We start from the raw sequence: 20,527 nt of genomic DNA on the forward strand, positions 1-20,527 counted from the left end.
CAGGAAGGCCAGATTGGCCGGTGGCTTGCATGATAATCCGCGCATGTCAGCACGCTGGTGGACGTGGGGAGTTTGGGCGCTGGTCGCCGGCAGCGGCCTGTTCTGGGGCTTGCGGCTCTTCGTGAAGGCGCCTGCCGCTCCCGCGCACACGCAGGTGGCCGGCGCGGCGGCGGCACCGCGCGGCGACCTCACCCGCCTGCTGGGCAACGACCCCCCGCCGCCCGTGGCCGAAGCCGCGCCTGTTGCTGCTGCCGATGCGCGCTTCCAGCTGGTGGGGGTGCTCAGCGCCCCTCCCCGACAAGCTGGCCGCGAAGGCGTGGCCTTGATCGCCATCGACGGCCAGCCCCCCAAGGCCTACCGCGTGGGTGCCCGCATCGATGGCGACAAGATCGTGCAGAGCGTCGAAGCCCGCGGCGTGAACCTGGGCTTGCGCAACGGCCCCGTGCTCGTGGCGCTGAACCTGCCCCCACCCACGCCGCCCGCCACGGGCAGCCTGCCCGATCTGGGCGCCGGCTCGCGCCCGGGCACCTTGCCGCCCCTGCCCGGCCAGCAACGCCAGCCAGGGCAACCGATGCCCGCCGTGGAGCCCCAGGAGATGGTGGAGCCCCAGCCCAACCAGGCGGACACCCAGCCTCAGCGCTGAGCCGCGGCGATAGGCCTCGGAAGCGCCGCTTTCAGTAGAGCGCGTCGCCGAAGGGCGAGGGCTCAGGTTCGGCGGGGCTGAAAGGATCGTCCAGGCCATCAGGCACCGAAGGCCCCGGGTCTTCACCATCGGCCACTTCGGTGAGCAAGGCCGCAGCGCTCTTGACCATCGGCCAGGCGAGCGTGGCCCCCGTGCCGTCGGTGCTTTCCATGCCCAGTTCCAGCAGGGCCGAGGCGCGGAACAGGTTCAGGGCCTGGTCCAGCCCGAGGTGGCTGTGACTGCGGCAGAACAGGCAGTAGTCGGTGACCGGCTGCGCGATGCGCGCCGCCAGCATCAGCGCCGCGCAAGCCGGCATGCCGTCGACCATCAACAGGTGTCGCTTGCTGGCGGCCATCAACATCACACCCACCATCACAGCCACCTCGTAGCCGCCGAAGGCCGCCAGCACCTCGATAGGCTCGGTGACATCGCGGTGCCGTGCATGCGCAGCTTCCAGCACGGTGAGCAGGTGCGTGAGCTCGTCCTTGTTCATCTCCGGGCCGCTGACCACGAGGTCGCGCACCGGCGTGTTCGTCATGCGCGCCAGCACCATGGCCGCGCTCTCGTGCGAGCCCACGCCCACACCGGCCAGCACGGTGCAGTTGCCACGCAGCTTGTCGCCGATCTCCATGCCGGCACGCATGCCGGCGTGGGCCTGTTGCAGGGTCATCGCCGAAGCCACGCGCGCGTTCCGCGTGCCATGCGTGATCTTGCGCATCAGCAGGCGGTCGTGCGGGGGCAGTTTCTCGGCCATGCCGCAATCGACGACGGTCACTTCCAGTTGCTGCGCGCGTGCGAACACGGTCAGCGGCAGCTGGTTGGCCAGCAGCATGCGCACGGTCTCGTGCGTGGCGCGGCCGTGGGCATCGCGGATGCCATCGACGGCGATGCCGTGGTCGGCGGCGAAGACGAGCAGTTGCGGATGCTGGAAGCGCGGCTTCAGCGAGTTCTGCATCAGACCCAGGCGGATGGCCAGGGGCTCCAGTTCGCCCAGGCTGCCACCCACCTCGTTGCGGCGCTGCAGTTTCTCGCGCAAGGCCTTCTCCAGCAGCGGGTTGCTGGTGGGCGTGACGAGGGAACGGTTCGAACTGGCCATGGCGCGGCAGTGTAGCGAGCGGTTCGGCGCGGCCGTGCGGCGGCCCTACTGCAGGAAAAGCGCGACCACCGGGTTGCGCGTCTCTTCGGTGCAGGGGTAGGCCAGGGAACGCAGGAAGTGATCGAAGGCGGCCTCGTCACCCGCCGGCACCTGGATGCCGACGAGGATGCGCCCGTAGTCGGCACCCTGGTTGCGGTAGTGGAAGAGGCTGATGTTCCAGCCCGGGTGCATGGCCGCCAGAAAACGCATCAACGCGCCCGGCCGCTCGGGGAACTGGAAGCGGAAGAGCCGCTCGTCGCGCGCGAGTTCGCTGCGCCCGCCGACCATGTGGCGCACGTGTTCCTTGGCGAGTTCGTCGTCGGTGAGATTGACGGTGGCGAAACCCTGCTTCACCAGTTGGCGCCCGATGCGCTCGGCTTCGTCACGCCGCTGAATGCCCAGGCCCACGAACACGTGCGCGACCTTTGCGTCGCTGATGCGGTAGTTGAATTCAGTCACCGAGCGCGGGCCCAGCAGCTCGCAGAACCGCTTGAAGGAGCCGCGCTCTTCCGGGATGGTGACGGCGAACAGCGCCTCGCGCTGCTCGCCGAACTCGGCCCGCTCGGCAACGAAGCGCAGGCGATCGAAGTTCATGTTCGCGCCGCAGGTGATGGCCACCATGGTCTGGCCCTTGAGCTTGTGCCGTGCCACGTACTGCTTGATGGCGGCCACGCCCAGAGCGCCTGCGGGCTCGAGCACGCTGCGCGTGTCCTGAAAGACATCCTTGATGGCGGCGCAGACGGCGTCGGTGTCGACCACCACGTAGTCGTCCACCAGTTCGCGCGCCACGCGGAAGGTCTCTTCGCCCACCAGCTTGACGGCCGTGCCATCGGAAAACAAGCCCACGTCGGCCAGCGTCACGCGCCGGCCCTTGCGCACCGATTGCAGCATGGCGTCGGAGTCGGCGGTCTGCACGCCGATCACGCGCACCTCGGGGCGCACGGCCTTGATGTAAGCCGCCACCCCGGAGATCAAGCCACCGCCGCCGATGGCGACGAACACGGCATCGAGCGGACCCTGGTGCTGGCGCAGGATCTCCATCGCCACCGTGCCCTGACCGGCGATGACGTCGGGGTCGTCGAAGGGGTGCACGAAAGTCAGGCCGGCCTCGGCCTGCAAGGCCACGGCACGGCCGTAGGCGTCGGAGTAGCTGTCGCCGTGCAGAACCACCTCGCCCCCCAGGGCCTGCACGGCGTCGATCTTGAGCCGCGGCGTGGTCACCGGCATCACGATGACGGCCCTGCAACCCAGGCGCTTGGCCGACAGCGCCACGCCCTGGGCGTGGTTGCCGGCACTGGCGCAGATGACGCCGCGCGCCAGTGCCTCGGCTGGCAGGTGCACCATCTTGTTGTAGGCGCCGCGCAGCTTGAAGCTGAACACCGGCTGCTGGTCTTCACGCTTGAGCAGCACTTGGTTGCCCAGGCGGCGCGAGAGGTTGCGTGCCGGTTCCAACGGGGTTTCGCGCGCCACGTCGTAGACCCGCGCCGTCAGCACCCGCTTCAGGTAGGACGCGGCGATGCGTTGGCCCTTGGCCGCCGGGCTGCGTGCGGGCGGCGCCAGGCTGGGGCTGCTTTTGCCGGGACTCTTGCCAGCAGGCATGGGCAGGCTCTTCGAGTGATGGGGGCGGGATGATAAGGCGCCCGCCCCGGCTCGCCGGCCCTGCCAGGCGCCACCGGCCGAGACAGAAAAAAGGCCCGGGGCTTGGGGCCCCGGGCCGAATCCACCGGTTGGAGGTGGAGGAGACAATCGGCGGGCAGCGCGCCTTGCAACGCCACCCTTGAAGTCAATATAGCACCTGAATGCTGCGGTGCAATATGCAATCTGCGCAGCGTTCTGGTGAGCACACTCTACAAATCCAAGCCGCGGTGCGCGGCGCGCCTGAAAGGGGCAGATTCGACATGGAATGCACCATCAACTGGATGCCGGGCACCGGCATGGGCTTCGTTGCAGAGACGGGCAGCGGCCACTTCCTGACCATGGACGGCGCGCCAGACGGTGGAGGCCGCAACCTGGCCGCGCGGCCGATGGAGACCGTTCTGGCCGGCACCGGCGGCTGCACGGCCTACGACGTGGTGCTGATCCTCAAGCGCGGCCGCCACGATGTGCGCGCCTGCCAGGTCAAGCTGAGTTCCGAGCGGGCCACTGAGGACCCGAAGGTCTTCACGCGCATCCACATGCACTTCATCGTGACCGGCAAGGGCCTGCCGGCCAGTGCCGTGGAGCGGGCCATCGCGCTGTCGCACGAGCGCTACTGCTCGGCCAGCATCATGCTGGGCAAAACGGCCGAGATCACGACCAGTTTCGAATTGCTGGACGCCTGAGCCGGGCGAGACAGGCCGCCTCCGGCCCCGCGCGCCTCAAAGGTGGTGGGCCGTGCCCGTCATCACGCGCGCGGCGCCGCGCATCAGCCAGCGCACCGGCGCCGGCAGCGGCAGCGCGCCGGCGGCAAGCGCATGGTCGGCATGGCGGGCCTCGTCGTCCTTCATGGCCGCCACGATCGCCCGCGAGCGTTCGTCATGGGCAGGCAGGCGGTCGAGGTGACCGGCCAGGTGCTGCTCGACCTGGCGCTCGGTCTCGACGACGAAACCCAGGCTGACGGCATCGCCCAACCGGCCGGCGAGCAGCCCGATGCCGAAAGCGCCGGCGTACCAGAGCGGGTTCAGCAGGCTGGGCCGATCGCCGAGTTCTGCCAGGCGCTGCTGCGTCCACGCGAGGTGGTCGGTCTCCTCACGCGCGGCTTCGGTCATCTGCTGGCGCAAGGCGGGCGTGCGGGCGGTCAGGGCCTGCGCCTGGTAAAGGGCCTGCGCGCAGACTTCGCCGACGTGGTTCACGCGCATCAGCGCGCCCGACAGGCGCCGTTCCTCGTCACCGAGGTGGGCCGGCGGCGTTGGCTGCGCAGGCACGGCCCGTGCCGCATGCACGGCGCCGCTGAGCGTGCGCAAGGCGTTGTCGATGCTGGACAAAAAGCGATCGGTGCTTTCCATGATGGCCTCAGGATAGCCGATCACCCACCTTTCCCAGGAACTGCCACGCGTTGCTGGCAGACAACATTGATGTGTTCATTTCCTTGGTGGTTTCCAGAGCATGCCTTGGCAAGGCTGAGACCCGTCTGGTGCAATACCGTCAACTTCCGATGAGGAGGTTGGCCTGATCCGCCCCTCGCAGGGTGACCACCCCGATCGGGACCTCACGTTCAACCTAGGAGATAGCTGCAATGAAAAAATCCCTGCTCGCCCTGGCCGCGCTGACTGCGTTCGCGGGCGTGGCTTCGGCTCAGTCGTCGGTCACCCTGTTCGGTATCGTTGACCTGGCTGCCCGTAGTGTGAAAAACGGCAACGCTGGCTCCATCAAGTCGGTCAGCCCCAACGGCCAAGTTTCTAGCCGCCTGGGCGTGCGCGGCGTCGAAGATCTGGGCGGTGGCTTGCGTGCGGGTTTCTGGCTGGAAGGCGACCTCTCCGCTGATGATGGCCAAGCAGCGGGCCAGAGCTGGCAGCGTCGTTCCACCGTGAGCCTGATCGGTAGCTTCGGTGAAGTGCGCCTGGGTCGTGACTACAACCCGGTGTTCAACACCTTCGTGTCGCACGATCCCTTCGCCTACGTTGGCGTGGCCTCTACCGGCAACCTGCGCAGCCGCTTCTACGCAACGCCCGTCGGTAACGCCGGTCTGGCTGCTCGCAACAACAACTCGATCAGCTACTTCCTGCCCGCCATGGGCGGTTTGTACGGTCAGGTGATGATCGCTGCCCCAGAAGGTGCACGCGGCAACAAGTACACCGGCTTCCGCCTGGGTTACGCCGCCGGCCCCCTGAATTTCTCGGGCGCGTACGGCAAGGCCGACCAAACGGGTGGCATGGTCGACGACGCGACCTCCTTGATCTTCGGTGGCTCTTTCAATGCCGGGTTCGCGACCTTCCACGCGTCTTATGAGCAGGCCGACTACAGCACCACGAAGCGCAAGCTGGCCACGGTGGCTGCGGTGATCCCGACGGGTACGGGCGCATTCAAGGCCCAGTACGCCAAGGCCAGTGGCGCCACGCTGATCGGCCTGGGTTATGTCCAGGGTCTGTCCAAGCGCACCTCGGTGTATACGAACTTTGGCCGCATCGCCAACAAGGGCAACAACGTCTACACCGCTTCCCCGAGCGGCCCGGCCGGCATGCGCGCCGGTCAGACCTCCACGGGTTACGACGTCGGCATCCGCCACGACTTCTAAGCTGCGACAGCCGCTCCGAGGGGGCGGCTATTCATCGCCAGATTGGCCGCCTTCGGGCGGCCAATTTCTTGTGGGATGAAAGCTTGGGGCAACCCTGCGGCGCGCCCGTTGCCGACCCTCCCCGAACCTGCACCAACCACCACCGTCGCCGATGCCCTCCCGCCTTTTCGGTCTGCTGCTGAGCCTGCTGCTGGCCGGCTGCTCGATAGCGCCGCGCCAGCCGCCTGCCGAAGGCCCGGCCGCGGACGGCTGGCAGGCTGTGCCACTGCCCGGCAAATCCAGCACCGAGTACCGGTGGGTGCAGAAGGATGGACGGCAGGCCATTGCCGCAACCTCCGACGGCTCGGCCAGCATGCTGCGCAAGCGCGTTTCGCGCGAGGCCCAGGCTTTGGGCGAGGTGAGCTTCTCCTGGTGGGTGAGTGAAGCGCCAGAGAACAGCAGCGTCGCACACGCCGACCGCGAAGACGCGCCAGCGCGCGTGCTGTTCGGCTTCCAGGGCGACGTCAGCAGCCTGCCCGCCCGGACCCGGGTGATGTTCGAACTGGCCGAAGCGCTCACCGGCGAACGCCCGCCCTACGCCACGCTCATGTACGTGTGGGACGCGACGGCTCCCGTGGGTACGGTGATCGTCAACCCGCGCAGCGACCGCATCCGCAAGATCGTTGTCGACTCCGGGCCCGAAGCGCGCGGCCGCTGGCGCGAGCACCGGCGCAACCTCGCCGACGATTTCCGCCTGGCCTTCGGCGAAGCGCCAGGCCGGCTGGACTCCATCGCGGTCATGACCGACACCGACAACACCAAGTCACGCGCGCGCTCGTGGTACGGTCCGGTCGAATTGCACTGATGCACTGACGGCGGACCCTGCCGCTGCTCCCGACACCCATGCTGGTCTTCATCCTTCGTCGCCTGTTGCAGGCCGTCATCGTCATGCTGACGGTGGCCTTCATCGCCTTCATGCTCTTCCAGTACGTCGGCGACCCGGTCACCAGCATCCTCGGCCAGGACGCCACCCAGGAACAGCGCGACGAGCTGCGCCGCGACCTCGGCCTCGACCGCTCTTTCGCCGTGCAGTTCACGCGCTTCGTGGGCAACGCCGTGCAGGGCGAGTTCGGGCTCAGCCTGCGCCAGGGCCGGCAGGTGTCGACCCTCATCGCCGAACGTTTTCCGGCGACCCTGGAACTGGCGCTCGGCGCTGCCGTGGTGGCGCTGGGGGTTGGCATCCCGCTCGGCGTCTATGCGGCGCTGCGCCGCGGGCGCTTCGGCTCGCAGTTGGTGATGACGCTCTCGCTGCTGGGTGTGTCGCTGCCCACCTTCCTGATCGGCATCCTGTTGATCCTGGTGTTTTCGGTCACCCTGGGCTGGCTGCCCAGCTTCGGGCGTGGCGACACCGTGATGCTCGGCGGCTGGAGCACCGGACTGCTCAGCGTGGACGGCTGGCAGCACCTGATCCTGCCGGCCATCACGCTCAGCGTCTTCCAGCTGGCGCTGATCATGCGTCTGGTGCGCGCCGAGATGCTGGAAGTCCTGCGCACCGACTACGTCAAGTTCGCGCGCGCGCGGTCTCACCAACCGTGCCGTCTACTTCGGCCATGCGCTGAAGAACACGCTGGTGCCGGTGATCACCATCACCGGCCTGCAGCTGGGCAGCCTGATCGCCTTCGCCATCATCACCGAGACCGTCTTCCAGTGGCCGGGCATGGGCTTCCTCTTCATCCAGGCGGTGCAGTTCGCCGACATCCCGGTGATGGCCGCCTACCTGTGCCTCATCGCGCTGATCTTCGTCATCGTCAACCTCATCGTCGACCTTCTGTACTTCCTGGTCGACCCGCGCCTGCGCATCGAGAAATCGGCCGCTGGCCACTGAGTTCCCCATGAGCACACCGACTTCTCCCGCCCAACCGGGGCGCCTGGCGCGCTGGCTCGACAGCGACATCTGGCACAGCTTCAAGACCTCGCCGATGGCGATGCTGGCGGCCGTCATCGCCGTGCTCTGCGTCTTCTGCTCGGTCTTCGCGCCCTGGGTTTCGCCGCACAACCCCTTCGATCTGGCGACGCTGAACCTGTCAGACGCGCGCCTGCCACCGGCCTGGCAGGAAGGCGGCGACAAACGCTTCCTGCTCGGCACCGACGACCAGGGCCGCGACATCCTTTCGGCGTTGTTCTACGGTGCGCGCCTGTCTCTGGCGGTGGGCCTGGCCTCGGTGCTGCTCTCGGTGGTGGTGGGCGTGGGCCTGGGGCTGCTGTCGGGCTTCATCGGCGGCAAGGTCGACGCGTTCATCATGCGCGTGTGCGACGTGATGCTGAGCTTCCCGTCCATCCTGGTGGCGCTGCTGATCAACGGCGTGGGCCGTGCGATGTTCCCGAACGCACAAGACACCCTGGCCCTCGGCGTGCTGGTGCTGGCCATCGCGCTCACGGGTTGGGTGCAGTACGCGCGCACGGTGCGCGGCAGCACGCTGGTGGAGCGCAACAAAGAGTATGTGCAGGCCGCGCGCGTGATCGGCGTGGCGCCGCTGCGCATCATGTTCAAGCACGTTCTGCCGAACGTGCTGGGGCCGGTGCTGGTCCTGGCCACGATCCAGGTGGCTGCTGCGATCCTCACCGAGGCCACGCTGTCCTTCCTGGGCGTCGGCGTGCCGCCCACCAGCCCGTCGCTGGGCACGCTGATCCGCATCGGCAACGACTTCCTTTTCTCTGGTGAGTGGTGGATCACCATCTTCCCGGGCGTGATGCTGGTGCTGATCGCCCTGAGCGTGAACCTGCTGGGCGACTGGCTGCGTGACGCCCTGAACCCAAGACTCCGCTGATGGCTACGCCCTTGTTGGAGGTGAAGAACCTCCGCGTCGAATTCCCCACCCGCCGCGGCACGCTGCTGGCGCTGGACGACATCAACTTCGACATCGCACCGGGTGAGATCCTGGGCGTGGTGGGCGAGTCGGGCGCCGGCAAGAGCCTCACCGGCGCGGCCATCATCGGTCTGCTGGAGCCGCCCGGGCGCATCGCGGGTGGCGAAATCCTGCTCGGCGGTCGCCGCATCGACAACCTGCCCTACGAAGAGATGCGCAAGATCCGCGGCCGCCAGATCGGCGCGATCTTCCAGGACCCGCTGACCTCGCTGAACCCGTTGTACACCATCGGCCGGCAGCTGGTGGAGACCATCCAGACGCACCTGCCTGTCAGCGCCGAAGAGGCCCGCCAGCGCGCCATCCGGTTGCTGCAGGAAACCGGCATCCCGGCGGCCGAACAGCGCATCGACCAGTACCCGCACCAGTTCAGTGGTGGCATGCGCCAGCGGGTGGTGATCGCGCTGGCCCTGGCGGCCGAGCCCAAGCTCATCGTGGCCGACGAGCCCACGACGGCGCTGGACGTCTCGATCCAGGCGCAGATCATTTCGCTGCTGAAGCGGCTTTGCAAAGAGCATGGTGCGGCGGTGATGCTGGTCACGCACGACATGGGCGTGATCGCCGAAACCTGCGACCGCGTGGCCGTGCTCTACGCCGGCCGCGTGGCCGAGATCGGGCCCGTGGGCGAGGTCATCCACCGGCCCAGCCACCCCTACACGCGCGGCCTGATGGGCTCCATCCCGGCGATGGACGAAGACCGCGAACGGCTGCTGCAGATCGACGGCGCGATGCCACGCCTGAACGCCATCCCGCGCGGCTGCGCCTTCAACCCGCGTTGCCCGCAGGTGTTCGAACGCTGCCGGCAAGACCGCCCTGAACTGCAAGATGCCGGCGCCACGCGCGCGGCGTGCTGGCTGGTGAACAAGGAAGCTGCGGCATGAGCGCCCTGGTGGAAGTGAGTGACCTGGCCAAGACCTTCGACGTCTCGGCGCCCTGGTTGAACCGTGTCATCGAACGCCAGCCCAAGCTCTTCGTGCACGCCGTCGATGGCGTGAGCTTCAGCATCGAGAAGGGCACGACGCTGGCGCTGGTGGGCGAATCGGGCTGCGGCAAGAGCACGGTGGCGCGCCTGCTCGTGGGTCTTTACAGCCCCACCCGCGGCGATGTGCAGTTCGACGGCCAGGCCACGAACGCCAGCCGCAACGCGGCCGAACTGCGCACGCTGCGGCGGCGCATGCAGATGATCTTCCAGGACCCGTACGCCAGCCTGAACCCGCGCTGGAAGGTGCTGGACATCATCGGCGAGCCGCTGCGCGAGCACGGCCTCGTGCCGGGCAAGGAAGCGCTGCGCCAGCGCGTGGGCGAGTTGCTGCAGCAGGTGGGCCTGGCCGCGGCCGACTGCGACAAGTTCCCGCACCAGTTCAGCGGCGGGCAGCGCCAGCGCATCTCCATTGCACGCGCACTGGCCACGCAGCCCGAGTTCCTGGTCTGCGACGAGCCGACTTCGGCGCTGGACGTCAGCGTGCAGGCCCAGGTGCTCAACATCATGAAGGACCTGCAGAAGACGCAGGGCCTGACCTACCTCTTCATCAGCCACAACCTGGCCGTGGTGCGCCACGTGGCCGACCGCGTCGGCGTGATGTACCTGGGCCGGCTGGTGGAAGTGGCGCCCAAGGCCGAGCTCTTCGGCAGTCCGCGCCACCCCTACACGCGCATGCTGCTGGACGCCATTCCCGACATCCACATGACGGGCCGCGCCCGCACGCCGGTGCAGGGCGAGGTGCCCAACCCGCTGAACCCGCCCAGTGGCTGCGCCTTCCACCCGCGCTGCCCGCACGCCAACGCGCGCTGCAGCAGCGAGCGCCCGGCGCTCACGCGCTTCCAGGGCATCGAGGTGGCCTGCCACGCGGTGCAGGAAGGGCGCATCTGAGCTGATGCACCAGCCGCGGCGCCTTGCAGGCGCTGCGGCCATCGGTTCATCTCACAGCAGCCGCTCGCCAGCGAAGAGCTGGCGCACGTCTTCGCGCTCGCGGATCAGGTGCACCCGAGGGCCGTCGAGCATCACCTCGGCGGCGCGTGGGCGTGTGTTGTAGTTGCTGGCCATGGTCATGCCGTAGGCGCCGGCCGACAGCACCGCCAGCACGTCGCCCGGCGCAACGGCCAGTGCGCGCGCGCGGCCCAGCCAGTCGCCCGATTCGCACACCGGGCCCACCACGTCCCACACCGGCGCCGGGCCGTCGCGTTGCACGCAGGGTTCGATGCCCATCCAGGCCTCGTACATGGCCGGGCGCACGAGGTCGTTCATCGCCGCATCGACGATGCAGAAGTTCTTGCCCTCGGCATCCAGCGCGTGCTTGAGCACCAGCACCTCGGCCAGCAGCACGCCGGCATTGCCCACCAGCGAACGACCCGGCTCGAACAGCACCTCACGGTGGCCGTGACCGCGCTCGTCCAGGCGCTGCAGCAGCGCGCGCACCAGCGCGCCGGCGTCGGGCGGGGTCTCGTCGGTGTAGGTGATGCCCAGGCCGCCGCCCACGTCCACGTGATGGATGGGGATGCCGGCGGCTTCCACGGCCTCCACCAGGTCCAGCAGGCGGTCCAGCGCATCGAGGTAAGGCGGCAGCTGCGTGATCTGCGAGCCGATGTGGCAATCGATGCCCACCACGTGCAGCCCCGGCAAGGAGGCCGCATGGCGGTAGGCGCCCAGCGCCTGCGCATGCGCGATGCCGAACTTGTTGCCCTTCAGCCCCGTGCTGATGTACGGGTGCGTGCCGGCATCGACATCAGGGTTCACGCGCAGGCTCACCGGCGCGCGGCAACCGCTGGCCAGGGCCTCGGCGTTGAGCGTGTCGAGCTCGTCCTGGCTCTCGACATTGAAGCAGCGCACGCCGGCCTGCAATGCCTGCCGCATCTCGGCCCGCGTCTTGCCGACGCCCGAGAACACCACGCGGCTGGCGTCGCCGCCAGCGGCCAGCACACGCGCGAGTTCACCGCCCGAGACGATGTCGAAGCCCGCGCCGGCCTGGGCGAACGTCTGCAGCACCGCCAGGCTGGAATTGGCCTTCATCGCGTAGCAGACCAGGTGGCGGCGCCCATGCAGGGCGCGTTCGTAGGCCTGGAAGGCCCGCAGCATCGCACCGCGCGAGTACACATACAGCGGCGTACCGAAGCGCGCAGCCAGTTCGGCCAAGGCATGACCTTCGAGGCAAAGCTCGCGGCCCTGTCGGGCCAGGAAAGGGGCGCCGGGCAGGTTCATCGCGTGGGCGCCGAAGCGGTGTTGGCGGGAGCGGCTGGCGAGGTGCCCGGCAGGCTCAGCGGGCCCTTCTGCCCGCAGCCGGCCAACAGCACCGCTGCCATCAGCGACGCGGCAGCACCGAAACGCACGCGCGGCCCTGCCGCCAAGGGGGTGGCCGGGCGCGCCACTAAACTTACCGCCCTTGGTCTGTCCATGAAAACGATTCTATGAGTGGCACCCTCACCGGCTCTTCGCTCAGCGACCAGGCCTACGCCCAGGAGACCAGCGCGCTGCTAGCCCGCATCGAAGCCGCGGCCGACCGCTGGCTGCAGGACGATGTCATCGACATCGACACGCACCGCAGCGGCGGCCTCCTGGAGCTGAGCTTTCCCAACGGCAGCAAGATCATCGTCAACACGCAGCCGCCGCTGCACGAGGTGTGGATGGCGGCGCGCGGCGGGGGCTTCCACTACCGCTGGGCCGATGGCGCGTGGCGCGACACACGCGATGGCAGCGAGTTCTTCGCTGCCTTGAACGCGCACGCCACTCTGCAGGGCGGCCAGCCGCTGCAGTTCTAGCGCTTGAACAGGTCGAGGATGCTGCTGCGCTCTTCGGTGCTGGGGGGCTGCGGCACCTTGTCGTCCAGCCCGACGCTGGCGATGCCCTGCTTGCCTGCGAACTCGTCGAAGACCCAGTAGGGACCGGCCTGGATCACACCCTCGGGTGGGGTGAGTTCCTGCACCGGCTCGTTGCGCAGCGCGTGCTGCATGAACTCGATCCACACCGGCAGCGACAGCCCACCGCCCGTTTCACGGTCGCCGAGCTTGCGGGGCGTGTCGTAGCCGATCCAGACCACCGCCGTCAGCGTGGGATGGAAGCCCGCAAACCAGGCGTCCATCGAATCGTTGGTCGTACCGGTCTTGCCGTAGAGGTCTGGCCGCTTGAGCGTGGCCTGCGCCCGGGCGGCCGTGCCCGAACGTGTGATCTCCTGCAACAGCGTGCCCATCACGAAGGCATTGCGCGCCGGCAGCGTGCGCTGGCTTTCGTCGAAAGGCGGCAGCTTCGCTTCGAGCAGCACCTTGCCCTTCTGGTCGGTGATGCGTTCGATCAACTGCGGCTGCACGCCAAAGCCGCCGTTGGCAAACACGCTGTAGGCCGTGGCCATCTGCAGCGGTGTGACCGAGCCGGCACCCAAGGCCATGGTCAGGTAGGCCGGGTGCTTGTCGGGCTCGAAGCCGAAATGCTGGATCCACTCCTGCGCAAACCCGGTGCCGGTGCCCTGCAGCACGCGGATGGACACCATGTTCTTCGACTTGGCCAAGGCCGTCTGCAAGGGCATCGGGCCATCGAACTTGCCGTCGTAGTTCTTGGGCTCCCAGGGCTGGCTTCCGGTGGCGCCTGCATCGAAGAACAGCGGCGCATCGTTCACCACGGTGGCAGGCGTGAAGCCCTTCTCCAGCGCGGCCGAGTAGATGAAGGGCTTGAAGCTCGACCCCGGCTGGCGCCAGGCCTGCGTGACGTGGTTGAACTTGCCGCCGCCGAAATCGAAGCCGCCCACCATCGCCCGCATGGCGCCGTTGCGCGGATCGAGCGCGACGAAAGCGCCCTCGACCTCCGGCACCTGTGTGAGCAGCCACTCTCCCTTGTTGAAAGCCGGGTGTTTGTAGACGCGCACGATGGCCCCGCGCCGTATCTGCTTCTGCGGCAGCGCCTTCTCGGACAGCCCCGAGGTGACGGGCTTCAGGCCCTCGCCCGTGATGGTGACGGTGTCGCCCGACTGCAGCATCGCCACCACCTTGCGCGGCGACGCTTCCAGCACCACGGCGGCACGCAGGTCATCGTTGTCGGGGTGGTCGGCCAGGGCCTCGGCCACGCGTGCGTCGATGAGAGCCTCGTCGGCCGGCAGCGTGGTGTAGGCCTCGGGGCCGCGGTAGACCTGCCGCAGTTCGAAGTCCATCAGGCCCCGCCGCAGCGCACGGTAGGCCACGATCTGGTCGGCAGCCTTGACCGTGAGGTAGACGTTCAGGCCGCGCGTGTAGGTGTCTTCGCCGTACTGGGCAAAAACCAGTTGGCGCGCCGTCTCGGTCAGGTACTCGGCGTGCGGTGCGCTCTCGCGCTGGGTGCGGTAGCGCAGTTTCTCGGCCAGCGCCTCTTCGTGCTGGGCTTCGGTGATGAAGCCGGTCTCGAACATGCGGTTGATGATGTACCGCTGCCGCACCGTGGCCCGGCGAGGGTTCGAAACGGGGTTGTAGGCCGAAGGCGCCTTGGGCAGACCCGCCAACATGGCCGCCTCGGCCACCGTGACGTCCTTCAGCTTCTTGCCGAAATAGATTTCTGAAGCCGCCGCGAATCCGTTGGCGCGCTGCCCCAGGAAAATCTGGTTCATGTAGAGCTCGAGAATCTGGTCCTTGCTCAGCAGGTTCTCGATCTTCAGCGCCAAGAGGATTTCGTAAATCTTGCGTGTGAATGTCTTTTCGGTCGAGAGGTAGAAATTGCGCGCCACCTGCATGGTGATGGTGCTCGCACCCTGGCTGCGGGCGTCGCGCAGGTTCTCGAGGGCGGCTCTGGCGACGCCTTTGTAGTCGACACCGCCGTGCTGGTAGAAGCGCGCATCCTCCGCGGCCAGTACCGCGTCTTTCATGACCTGCGGAATCTGTGCAATCGGCTGGAAATTCCGCCGTTCTTCGCCAAACTCACCAAGCAGGACGCCCTCGGTCGAATAAACGCGCAGGGGCAGCTTGGGCCGGTAATCGGCCAGGCTGCTGATTTCGGGCAAGTTCGGGTAGGCCACTGCCAGCGCCACACCCACCAGCAACAAGACTGCCAACAGCCCGGCCAGCGCCAAGCCGAACAGCCAGCCGGCCACACGCAGACCCACCCTCGCCCATCCCGGCAGACGCTGGCCTGAGGCTGGAGATGTTGCTGGGGCGCGGGCGTCGTCGGTGGCAGCCATAAAGAACCCGGGAACCGGGTCGAAAGATTATAGGGAGCGGGTTTTCACCGCCCGGTCGGGCCGGACCCTTCGGCGGTAGCAGGGCCCTCGTGGCATTGTCCACAGCCGCACAGGCCGGAGCTGGGGGCATCAGCGGTGGGCTTTGCGGCTTGTTTCAACTGCGATGCCAACGTCAGGGAATGGCAACGAGCATGGGCAGCCGAAGGCGCCTTTTTCTTTGGTGCACAAGGGCTTTACTGCTAGCATTGAAGTAACTTCTTAACAAGCCTTGGGCTCTTTTCGGGTTCCGTGCGACTGAAGGCCGAGTGGCTGGGGAGTGTGAGACTTGGGTTTTCTTGACACATTGCTGGGCCGCAAGCATCCGCCCATGATCGGGCTGGACATCAGTTCCTCCAGCGTCAAGTTGGTCGAACTGGGCCAGACCGCCAGCGGCGAATTGATCCTCGAGCGTTTCGCCTCCGAGCCCTTCGAGAAGGGCTGGATCACCGACGGCCAGATCGAAAAATTCGACGAGGTGGCCGCCGCCGTCAAGCGCGTGGTCAGCAAGAGCGGCACCAAGACCAAGCAGGTCGTGATGGCCATGCCGCAGTCGGCCGTGATCACCAAGAAGATCATGCTGCCGGCCGGCCTGCGCGAAGAAGAGATGGAGATCCAGGTCGAGAGCGAGGCCAACCAATACATCCCCTTCTCGCTCGACGAGGTGAGCCTGGATTTCTGTGTTGTCGGCCCCAGCCCGACGTCGGCGGGCGACGTCGAGGTGCTGATCGCCGCCTCGCGCCGCGACCGCGTGCAGGACCGCCAAGGTCTGGCCGAGGCCGCCGGCCTCAAGCCGGTGGTGCTGGACATCGAATCGCACGCCTCGCGGCTGGCCATGGGCCGCGTGGTGGGGGCACTGCCCAACGAAGGCCGCGACGCGCTGGTGGCGCTGTTCGAGATTGGCGCAGACACCACGAGCCTGAAAGTGTTGCGCGACGACGAGATGCTGTACGACCGCGACCAGGCCTTCGGTGGCTCGCAGCTCACGCAGCTGATCAGCCGCCAGTACGGCTTCAGCTTCGAGGAGGCCGAGGCCAAAAAGCTCAGCGGTGACCTGCCCGAAGACTACGAGAGCGTGATCCTTTCACCCTTCGTCGACAGCCTGTCCCAGGAAATCGGCCGCGCGCTGCAGTACTTCTTTACCAGCACGCCGCACCACAAGGTGCACTACGTGATGCTGGCCGGCGGCACCGCCACCTTGCCCGGTCTCAAGGACCGGGTCACCGACCTGACAGGCTTCGCCTCCAGCGTCGTGAACCCCTTCGAGCAGATGCAACTCGGCTCTTCCGTTCGCGAGAGCCGGGTGCGCCGCGAAGCGCCCTCCTACCTCACGGCCTGCGGTCTGGCGATGCGGAGGTTCCTCCAGTGATCCTGATCAACCTGCTGCCGCACCGCGAGGAAAAGCGGCGCCAGCGCAAACGGGCGTACTTCGCCAGCCTCGCCGCTTGCGCCATGGCTGGCGCAGTCATCGTCGCCATCTGGTACACCGTGCTGGGTCAGATGACGGCCGACCAGGAGTCACGCAACGCCTTCCTGCAGGCCGAGATCACGCGCCTGGATTCGCAGATCAAGGACATCGCCACGCTGCGCTCCGAGATCGAGGCGCTCAATGCGCGCAAGAAGGCAGTCGAAGACCTCCAGAACGACCGGAACGTGCCGGTCTACCTGCTCAACGAACTCGTGCAGCAGACGCCGGAGGGCGTGTTCCTCACCAGCATCCGGCAGACCGGCCAGATCGTCTCGATCACGGGCGTGGCGCAAACCAATGAGCGGGTGTCCGAATTCCTGCGCAATGCGCTCTACAACTCAACCTGGCTGGAAAAGCCCGACCTCGTCGAGATCCGGGCCTCCAACGTCACGACCGGTACCCGCGACCAGCGCCGCCTGTTCGACTTTTCGATGCGCGTGACGATCAAGCGGCAGCGAACGGCCGCCCCCGCGCCTGCCCCGGCCACTTCGGCACCCGCCGTTTCCACGCCCGCGAAGGCGAGCTGAGGTCCGCATGGCCAAGCCCTCCACGATGAGTTTCGATGTCACCGGCTTTGTCGAGCAGGCGGCGTCCCAGTTTCGCAACCTCAATCCCAACGAGCCCGGCCAATGGCCACCGCTGCCGAAGATCGCCACCTGGCTGGCGGCCTGCGGTGCCGTGGTCGTCGTGGGATGGTTCTTGTTGCTGTCTGCCGCCACGCAAGACCTGGAAGACCTGCGCGCTAAAGAGCCGCAGCTCAAGAACACCTACAAGGACCGGCTGGGCCAGGCCGTCAACCTCAGCGAGTACCGCAAGCAGCGCCTGCAGGTACAGGAGTACGTGACGCAGCTGGAGAAGCAGTTGCCCGGCAAGGCCGAGATCGACGCGCTGTTGTCGGACATCAACCAGGCCGGTCTCGGGCGCGGCCTGCAGTTCGAACTGTTCCGGCCCGGCCAGGTGCAAATCAAGGACTACTACGCCGAGTTGCCCATCGCCATCCGCGTGAGCGGCCGGTACCACGATGTGGGGTCTTTCGCTGCCGATGTGGCCAACCTGTCCCGCATCGTGACGCTGCAGAACCTGGTCATCACGCCCGTCAACGCTGCCAGCGGCAACCTCGCCATGGAGGCGACCGCTCGCACCTACCGCTACCTCGACACCAGCGAGATCGCCGAACAACGCAAGGGGGCCAAGAAATGAGCCGTCTGCACACGATCGCCCTGGTTCTCACCGGCGCCGGGCTGCTGGCTGCCTGCGGCGCCGAACACGATGAACTGCGCGAGTGGATGGAGCAGCAGCGGCGTGAGGTCAAACCCAGCGTGCAGCCCCTGCAACCCCCCAAGAAGTTCGATCCCGAACCCTATGGCGTGGCCCAGGGCGTGGAACCCTTCAGCACACAAAAGCTGTCAGTGGCGCTCAAGCAAGAGGCGAAGCAGCCGAACTCCTTGCTGGCTGCTGAATTGAATCGCCGCAAGGAACCGCTGGAAGCCTACCCCTTGGACAGCATGAGCATGGTCGGCAGCGTCAACAAGGAAGGCCGGCCCTTCGCGCTGCTGCGGGTGGACAACCTGCTGTACCAGGTGAAGGTGGGTGACCACCTGGGCCAGAACTACGGGCTGATCACGAAGATTGCCGAGACCGAGATCGTGTTGCGCGAACTGGTCATGGACGCCAGCGGCGAAATGATCGAGCGCCCCGCGACGCTGCAACTGCAGGAGAGGGCGCGATGAAGACCTATCAGGAGAGATGCACCATGTCGCATTGGCGTGCCGCCCTTGCCGCTCTGTCTGCCGCCAGCGCCCTGTTCGTGCCGCTGTCCTCGTGGGCCCAGAACGCGATCCAGTCCATCACCAGCAGCCAGCAGGCCGGCACGGAGGTCGTGCGCGTCGAACTGAGCGAGCCGCTGACCGCGGTGCCCAATGGCTTCTCGGTGCAGGCGCCGCCCCGCATCGCCATCGACCTGCCGGGCGTGAGCAACGGCCTGGGCCGCAACAGCATCGACATCAACCAGGGCAACCTGCGTTCGGCCAGCGTGGCCCAGGCCGGTGACCGCTCTCGCCTGGTGCTCAACCTCAAGCAAGCCTCGGGCTACCGCGCCCAGGTTCAAGGCAAGGTGCTGCTGGTCATCCTGGACACTGCGGGGCCCGGCCCTGCTGCCGAGGCCACGGCCGCGGCAGCACCGTCCACCAGCCCGGCCGGGCAGACCGTGCAGTTCGCCGCGCCACAGAACAACGCACCGCTGGCGCTGCGCGACATCGACTTCCGGCGCGGCCAGGACGGCACCGGCCGGGTGATCGTCAACCTGCCCAGCACCCAGGTCGGCGTGGACATCCGCCAGCAGGGCCAGACCCTGGTGGTCGAGTTCCTGCGTTCCAGCCTGCCCGAGAACCTGCGCCGGCGGCTCGACGTCACCGACTTCGGCACGCCCGTGCGCACCGTGTCCACCTTCCAGTCGGGCGACCGCGTCCGCATGGTGGTGGAGCCCAGCGGTTCGTGGGAGCACAGCGCCTACCAGAGCGACAACCAGTTCGTGCTGGAAGTGCGCCCGGTGAAGGTCGACCCCAACAAGTTGACGCAAGGCCCTGGCTTCCAGGGCGAGAAACTCAGCCTGAACTTCCAGAACATCGAAGTGCGGGCCCTGCTGCAGGTCATCGCCGACTTCACCAACTTCAACGTCGTCACCAGCGACACGGTGACCGGCACCGTCACGCTGCGCCTGAAGGACGTGCCCTGGGACCAGGCGCTGGACATCATCCTGCAGAGCAAGGGTTTGGGCGTGCGCAAGAACGGCAACGTGCTGTGGATCGCGCCGAAGGACGAACTGGCCGCGAAGGAACAGGTCGACCTCGAAGCCAAGAAGAAGGTGGCTGAACTGGAGCCGCTGCGCACGCAGTCCTTCCAGCTGAACTACACCAAGGCCGAAGAAGTGGCCAAGGGCCTGACCGGTCAGACGACCGGCGGCGGCAGTGGCACCAGCGGACAGGCCTCACGCATCCTCTCGCCGCGCGGCAGCGTGATTTTCGAAGCGCGCACCAACCAGCTCTTCGTGAACGACATTCCGTCCAAGTTGGAAGAGATCCAGGCGCTGATCACCAAGATCGACATCCCGGTGCGCCAGGTACTGATCGAAGCGCGCATCGTCGAGGCCGATGACAGCTTCGGCCGCGCCCTCGGGGTGCGCCTGGGCGGCAACGACCTGCGCGGGGTGCGCGGTGGCACCCCCGGCTATGGGGTCGGCGGCGACAACCGCGTGACCATCGGCAACAACTATGCCGCCATCGGCTACCAGACGGGCCAGGGCGGCTCGGCGCCGAGTTTCTCGGACAGCGCCTTCATCAGCTTCCCGGCCAACACCACCGCCTTCAGCGGCAGCAATGCGGCCACCTTCGCGCTGTCCTTGTTCGGTGCCACGGCCAACCGCTTCCTGAACCTGGAGCTTTCTGCGCTGGAAGCCGAAGGCAAGGGCAACATCGTGTCCAGCCCGCGGGTGATCACGGCCGATCAGACCAAGGCGCGCATCGAGCAGGGCGAAGAGATTCCCTACCAGCAGGCCACGTCGAGCGGCGCCACCTCGGTCTCCTTCAAAAAGGCCAGCCTGAGCCTGGAAGTGACGCCGCAGATCACGCCCGAAGGCAATGTGATCCTCGACCTGGAAGTGAACAAGGACAGCCGCGGCGCGCTGACGGCCGCCGGGCCCGCGATCAACACCAAGCAGGTGAAGACCCAGGTGCTGGTCGAAAACGGCGGCACCGTCGTCATCGGCGGCATCTTCACGCAGGACGAACAGACCGAGGTCAACAAGGTCCCGCTGCTGGGCGACATTCCCTACCTTGGCTACCTCTTCCAGAACCGTGTGCGCAGCACCCGCAAGACCGAGTTGCTGATCTTCATCACGCCGAAGATCGTGACGGACCGGTCGGCGGCCCGCTGAAGTTCCGCCAGCGCGTACCAGTCATCGCGAG

General features: G+C 67.2%; 19 protein-coding genes and 1 pseudogene. 14 read left to right on the top strand and 6 right to left on the bottom strand.

Annotation, left to right across the window (positions count from 1 at the left end; translation table 11 throughout):
- Positions 1–43 precede the first annotated feature (43 nt).
- On the top strand, positions 44–643 hold the full coding sequence (locus EOE66_RS06560; protein ID WP_128227867.1) for a hypothetical protein: 600 nt from the start codon (positions 44–46) through the stop codon (positions 641–643).
- A 31-nt stretch (positions 644–674) separates the two neighbouring features.
- Here the strand turns inward: EOE66_RS06560 and EOE66_RS06565 are convergent, their stop codons facing one another.
- Together EOE66_RS06565 and ilvA are read right to left on the bottom strand one after the other, a co-directional pair.
- Positions 675–1,778, bottom strand: a complete 1,104-nt coding sequence (locus tag EOE66_RS06565; protein WP_128227868.1) for a nicotinate-nucleotide--dimethylbenzimidazole phosphoribosyltransferase — start codon at positions 1,776–1,778, stop codon at positions 675–677.
- 45 nt (positions 1,779–1,823) lie between these two features.
- Positions 1,824–3,416: a threonine ammonia-lyase, biosynthetic gene (gene ilvA, locus EOE66_RS06570; protein ID WP_128227869.1), complete on the bottom strand. Its 1,593-nt coding sequence runs from the start codon at positions 3,414–3,416 to the stop codon at positions 1,824–1,826.
- Between the two features lie 299 nt (positions 3,417–3,715).
- On the opposite strand from ilvA, the gene EOE66_RS06575 reads away from it, so the two are divergent.
- Positions 3,716–4,138 carry an OsmC family protein gene (locus EOE66_RS06575; protein WP_128227870.1) on the top strand — a complete coding sequence of 141 codons (423 nt, stop codon included), beginning with the start codon at positions 3,716–3,718 and terminating at the stop codon, positions 4,136–4,138.
- A gap of 36 nt (positions 4,139–4,174) precedes the next feature.
- Here the strand turns inward: EOE66_RS06575 and coq7 are convergent, their stop codons facing one another.
- The gene (gene coq7, locus EOE66_RS06580) at positions 4,175–4,801 is read right to left on the bottom strand and encodes a 2-polyprenyl-3-methyl-6-methoxy-1,4-benzoquinone monooxygenase (RefSeq protein WP_128227871.1); all 627 of its coding nucleotides are present in this window, start codon (positions 4,799–4,801) and stop codon (positions 4,175–4,177) included.
- Between the two features lie 230 nt (positions 4,802–5,031).
- Here coq7 and EOE66_RS06585 point away from each other — a divergent pair, with 230 nt between their 5' ends.
- From EOE66_RS06585 to EOE66_RS06610, 6 genes and pseudogenes are all read left to right on the top strand, one after another.
- Positions 5,032–6,030, top strand: a complete 999-nt coding sequence (locus EOE66_RS06585; protein WP_128227872.1) for a porin — start codon at positions 5,032–5,034, stop codon at positions 6,028–6,030.
- A 151-nt stretch (positions 6,031–6,181) separates the two neighbouring features.
- A complete protein-coding gene (locus EOE66_RS06590) occupies positions 6,182–6,874 on the top strand; it encodes a DUF3047 domain-containing protein (protein ID WP_128227873.1) in 693 nt (230 codons plus the stop codon).
- Between the two features lie 38 nt (positions 6,875–6,912).
- Positions 6,913–7,894: pseudogene (locus EOE66_RS06595) on the top strand (ABC transporter permease).
- Positions 7,895–7,901: 7 nt separating this feature from the next.
- Positions 7,902–8,837 carry an ABC transporter permease gene (locus EOE66_RS06600; protein ID WP_128227874.1) on the top strand — a complete coding sequence of 312 codons (936 nt, stop codon included), beginning with the start codon at positions 7,902–7,904 and terminating at the stop codon, positions 8,835–8,837.
- Entirely contained in the window at positions 8,837–9,814 is a 978-nt protein-coding gene (locus EOE66_RS06605) for an ABC transporter ATP-binding protein (RefSeq protein WP_128227875.1), read from the top strand. Before EOE66_RS06600 ends, EOE66_RS06605 begins: the two co-directional genes overlap by 1 nt.
- Complete coding sequence (locus EOE66_RS06610) at positions 9,811–10,803, top strand: ABC transporter ATP-binding protein (RefSeq protein ID WP_128227876.1); 993 nt, start codon at positions 9,811–9,813, stop codon at positions 10,801–10,803. The genes EOE66_RS06605 and EOE66_RS06610 overlap by 4 nt, the downstream gene beginning before the upstream one ends.
- Before the next feature lie 51 nt (positions 10,804–10,854).
- Here the strand turns inward: EOE66_RS06610 and lysA are convergent, their stop codons facing one another.
- Together lysA and lptM are read right to left on the bottom strand one after the other, a co-directional pair.
- Positions 10,855–12,129, bottom strand: a complete 1,275-nt coding sequence (gene lysA / locus EOE66_RS06615) for a diaminopimelate decarboxylase (RefSeq protein ID WP_128227877.1) — start codon at positions 12,127–12,129, stop codon at positions 10,855–10,857.
- Positions 12,126–12,323: an LPS translocon maturation chaperone LptM gene (lptM, locus tag EOE66_RS22455; protein WP_205702642.1), complete on the bottom strand. Its 198-nt coding sequence runs from the start codon at positions 12,321–12,323 to the stop codon at positions 12,126–12,128. Before lptM ends, lysA begins: the two co-directional genes overlap by 4 nt.
- A gap of 12 nt (positions 12,324–12,335) precedes the next feature.
- On the opposite strand from lptM, the gene cyaY reads away from it, so the two are divergent.
- Positions 12,336–12,686 (top strand): iron donor protein CyaY, encoded by a 351-nt coding sequence (gene cyaY / locus EOE66_RS06625; protein WP_128227879.1) that lies wholly within the window; start codon positions 12,336–12,338, stop codon positions 12,684–12,686.
- Here the strand turns inward: cyaY and EOE66_RS06630 are convergent.
- Positions 12,683–15,061 (bottom strand): penicillin-binding protein 1A, encoded by a 2,379-nt coding sequence (locus EOE66_RS06630; protein WP_128227880.1) that lies wholly within the window; start codon positions 15,059–15,061, stop codon positions 12,683–12,685. The genes cyaY and EOE66_RS06630 overlap by 4 nt on opposite strands.
- Positions 15,062–15,428: 367 nt before the next feature.
- Here EOE66_RS06630 and EOE66_RS06635 point away from each other — a divergent pair, with 367 nt between their 5' ends.
- The 5 genes from EOE66_RS06635 to EOE66_RS06655 are packed head-to-tail and all read left to right on the top strand — an operon-like array spanning position 15,429 to position 20,496.
- Positions 15,429–16,466 (top strand): pilus assembly protein PilM, encoded by a 1,038-nt coding sequence (locus tag EOE66_RS06635; protein WP_375137459.1) that lies wholly within the window; start codon positions 15,429–15,431, stop codon positions 16,464–16,466.
- Positions 16,463–17,092, top strand: coding sequence for a PilN domain-containing protein (locus EOE66_RS06640; RefSeq protein WP_128227882.1), 630 nt, complete (start codon positions 16,463–16,465; stop codon positions 17,090–17,092). The genes EOE66_RS06635 and EOE66_RS06640 overlap by 4 nt, the downstream gene beginning before the upstream one ends.
- A gap of 7 nt (positions 17,093–17,099) precedes the next feature.
- On the top strand, positions 17,100–17,765 hold the full coding sequence (locus EOE66_RS06645) for a type IV pilus inner membrane component PilO (protein WP_128227883.1): 666 nt from the start codon (positions 17,100–17,102) through the stop codon (positions 17,763–17,765).
- Positions 17,762–18,295 carry a pilus assembly protein PilP gene (locus EOE66_RS06650; RefSeq protein WP_128227884.1) on the top strand — a complete coding sequence of 178 codons (534 nt, stop codon included), beginning with the start codon at positions 17,762–17,764 and terminating at the stop codon, positions 18,293–18,295. Before EOE66_RS06645 ends, EOE66_RS06650 begins: the two co-directional genes overlap by 4 nt.
- A complete protein-coding gene (locus tag EOE66_RS06655; RefSeq protein WP_128227885.1) occupies positions 18,292–20,496 on the top strand; it encodes a type IV pilus secretin PilQ in 2,205 nt (734 codons plus the stop codon). The genes EOE66_RS06650 and EOE66_RS06655 overlap by 4 nt, the downstream gene beginning before the upstream one ends.
- The last annotated feature ends 31 nt before the right edge of the window (positions 20,497–20,527 follow it).

The sequence above is a fragment of the Rubrivivax rivuli genome, assembly GCF_004016505.1.
GTDB classification, from domain to species: Bacteria; Pseudomonadota; Gammaproteobacteria; order Burkholderiales; family Burkholderiaceae_C; genus Rubrivivax; species Rubrivivax rivuli.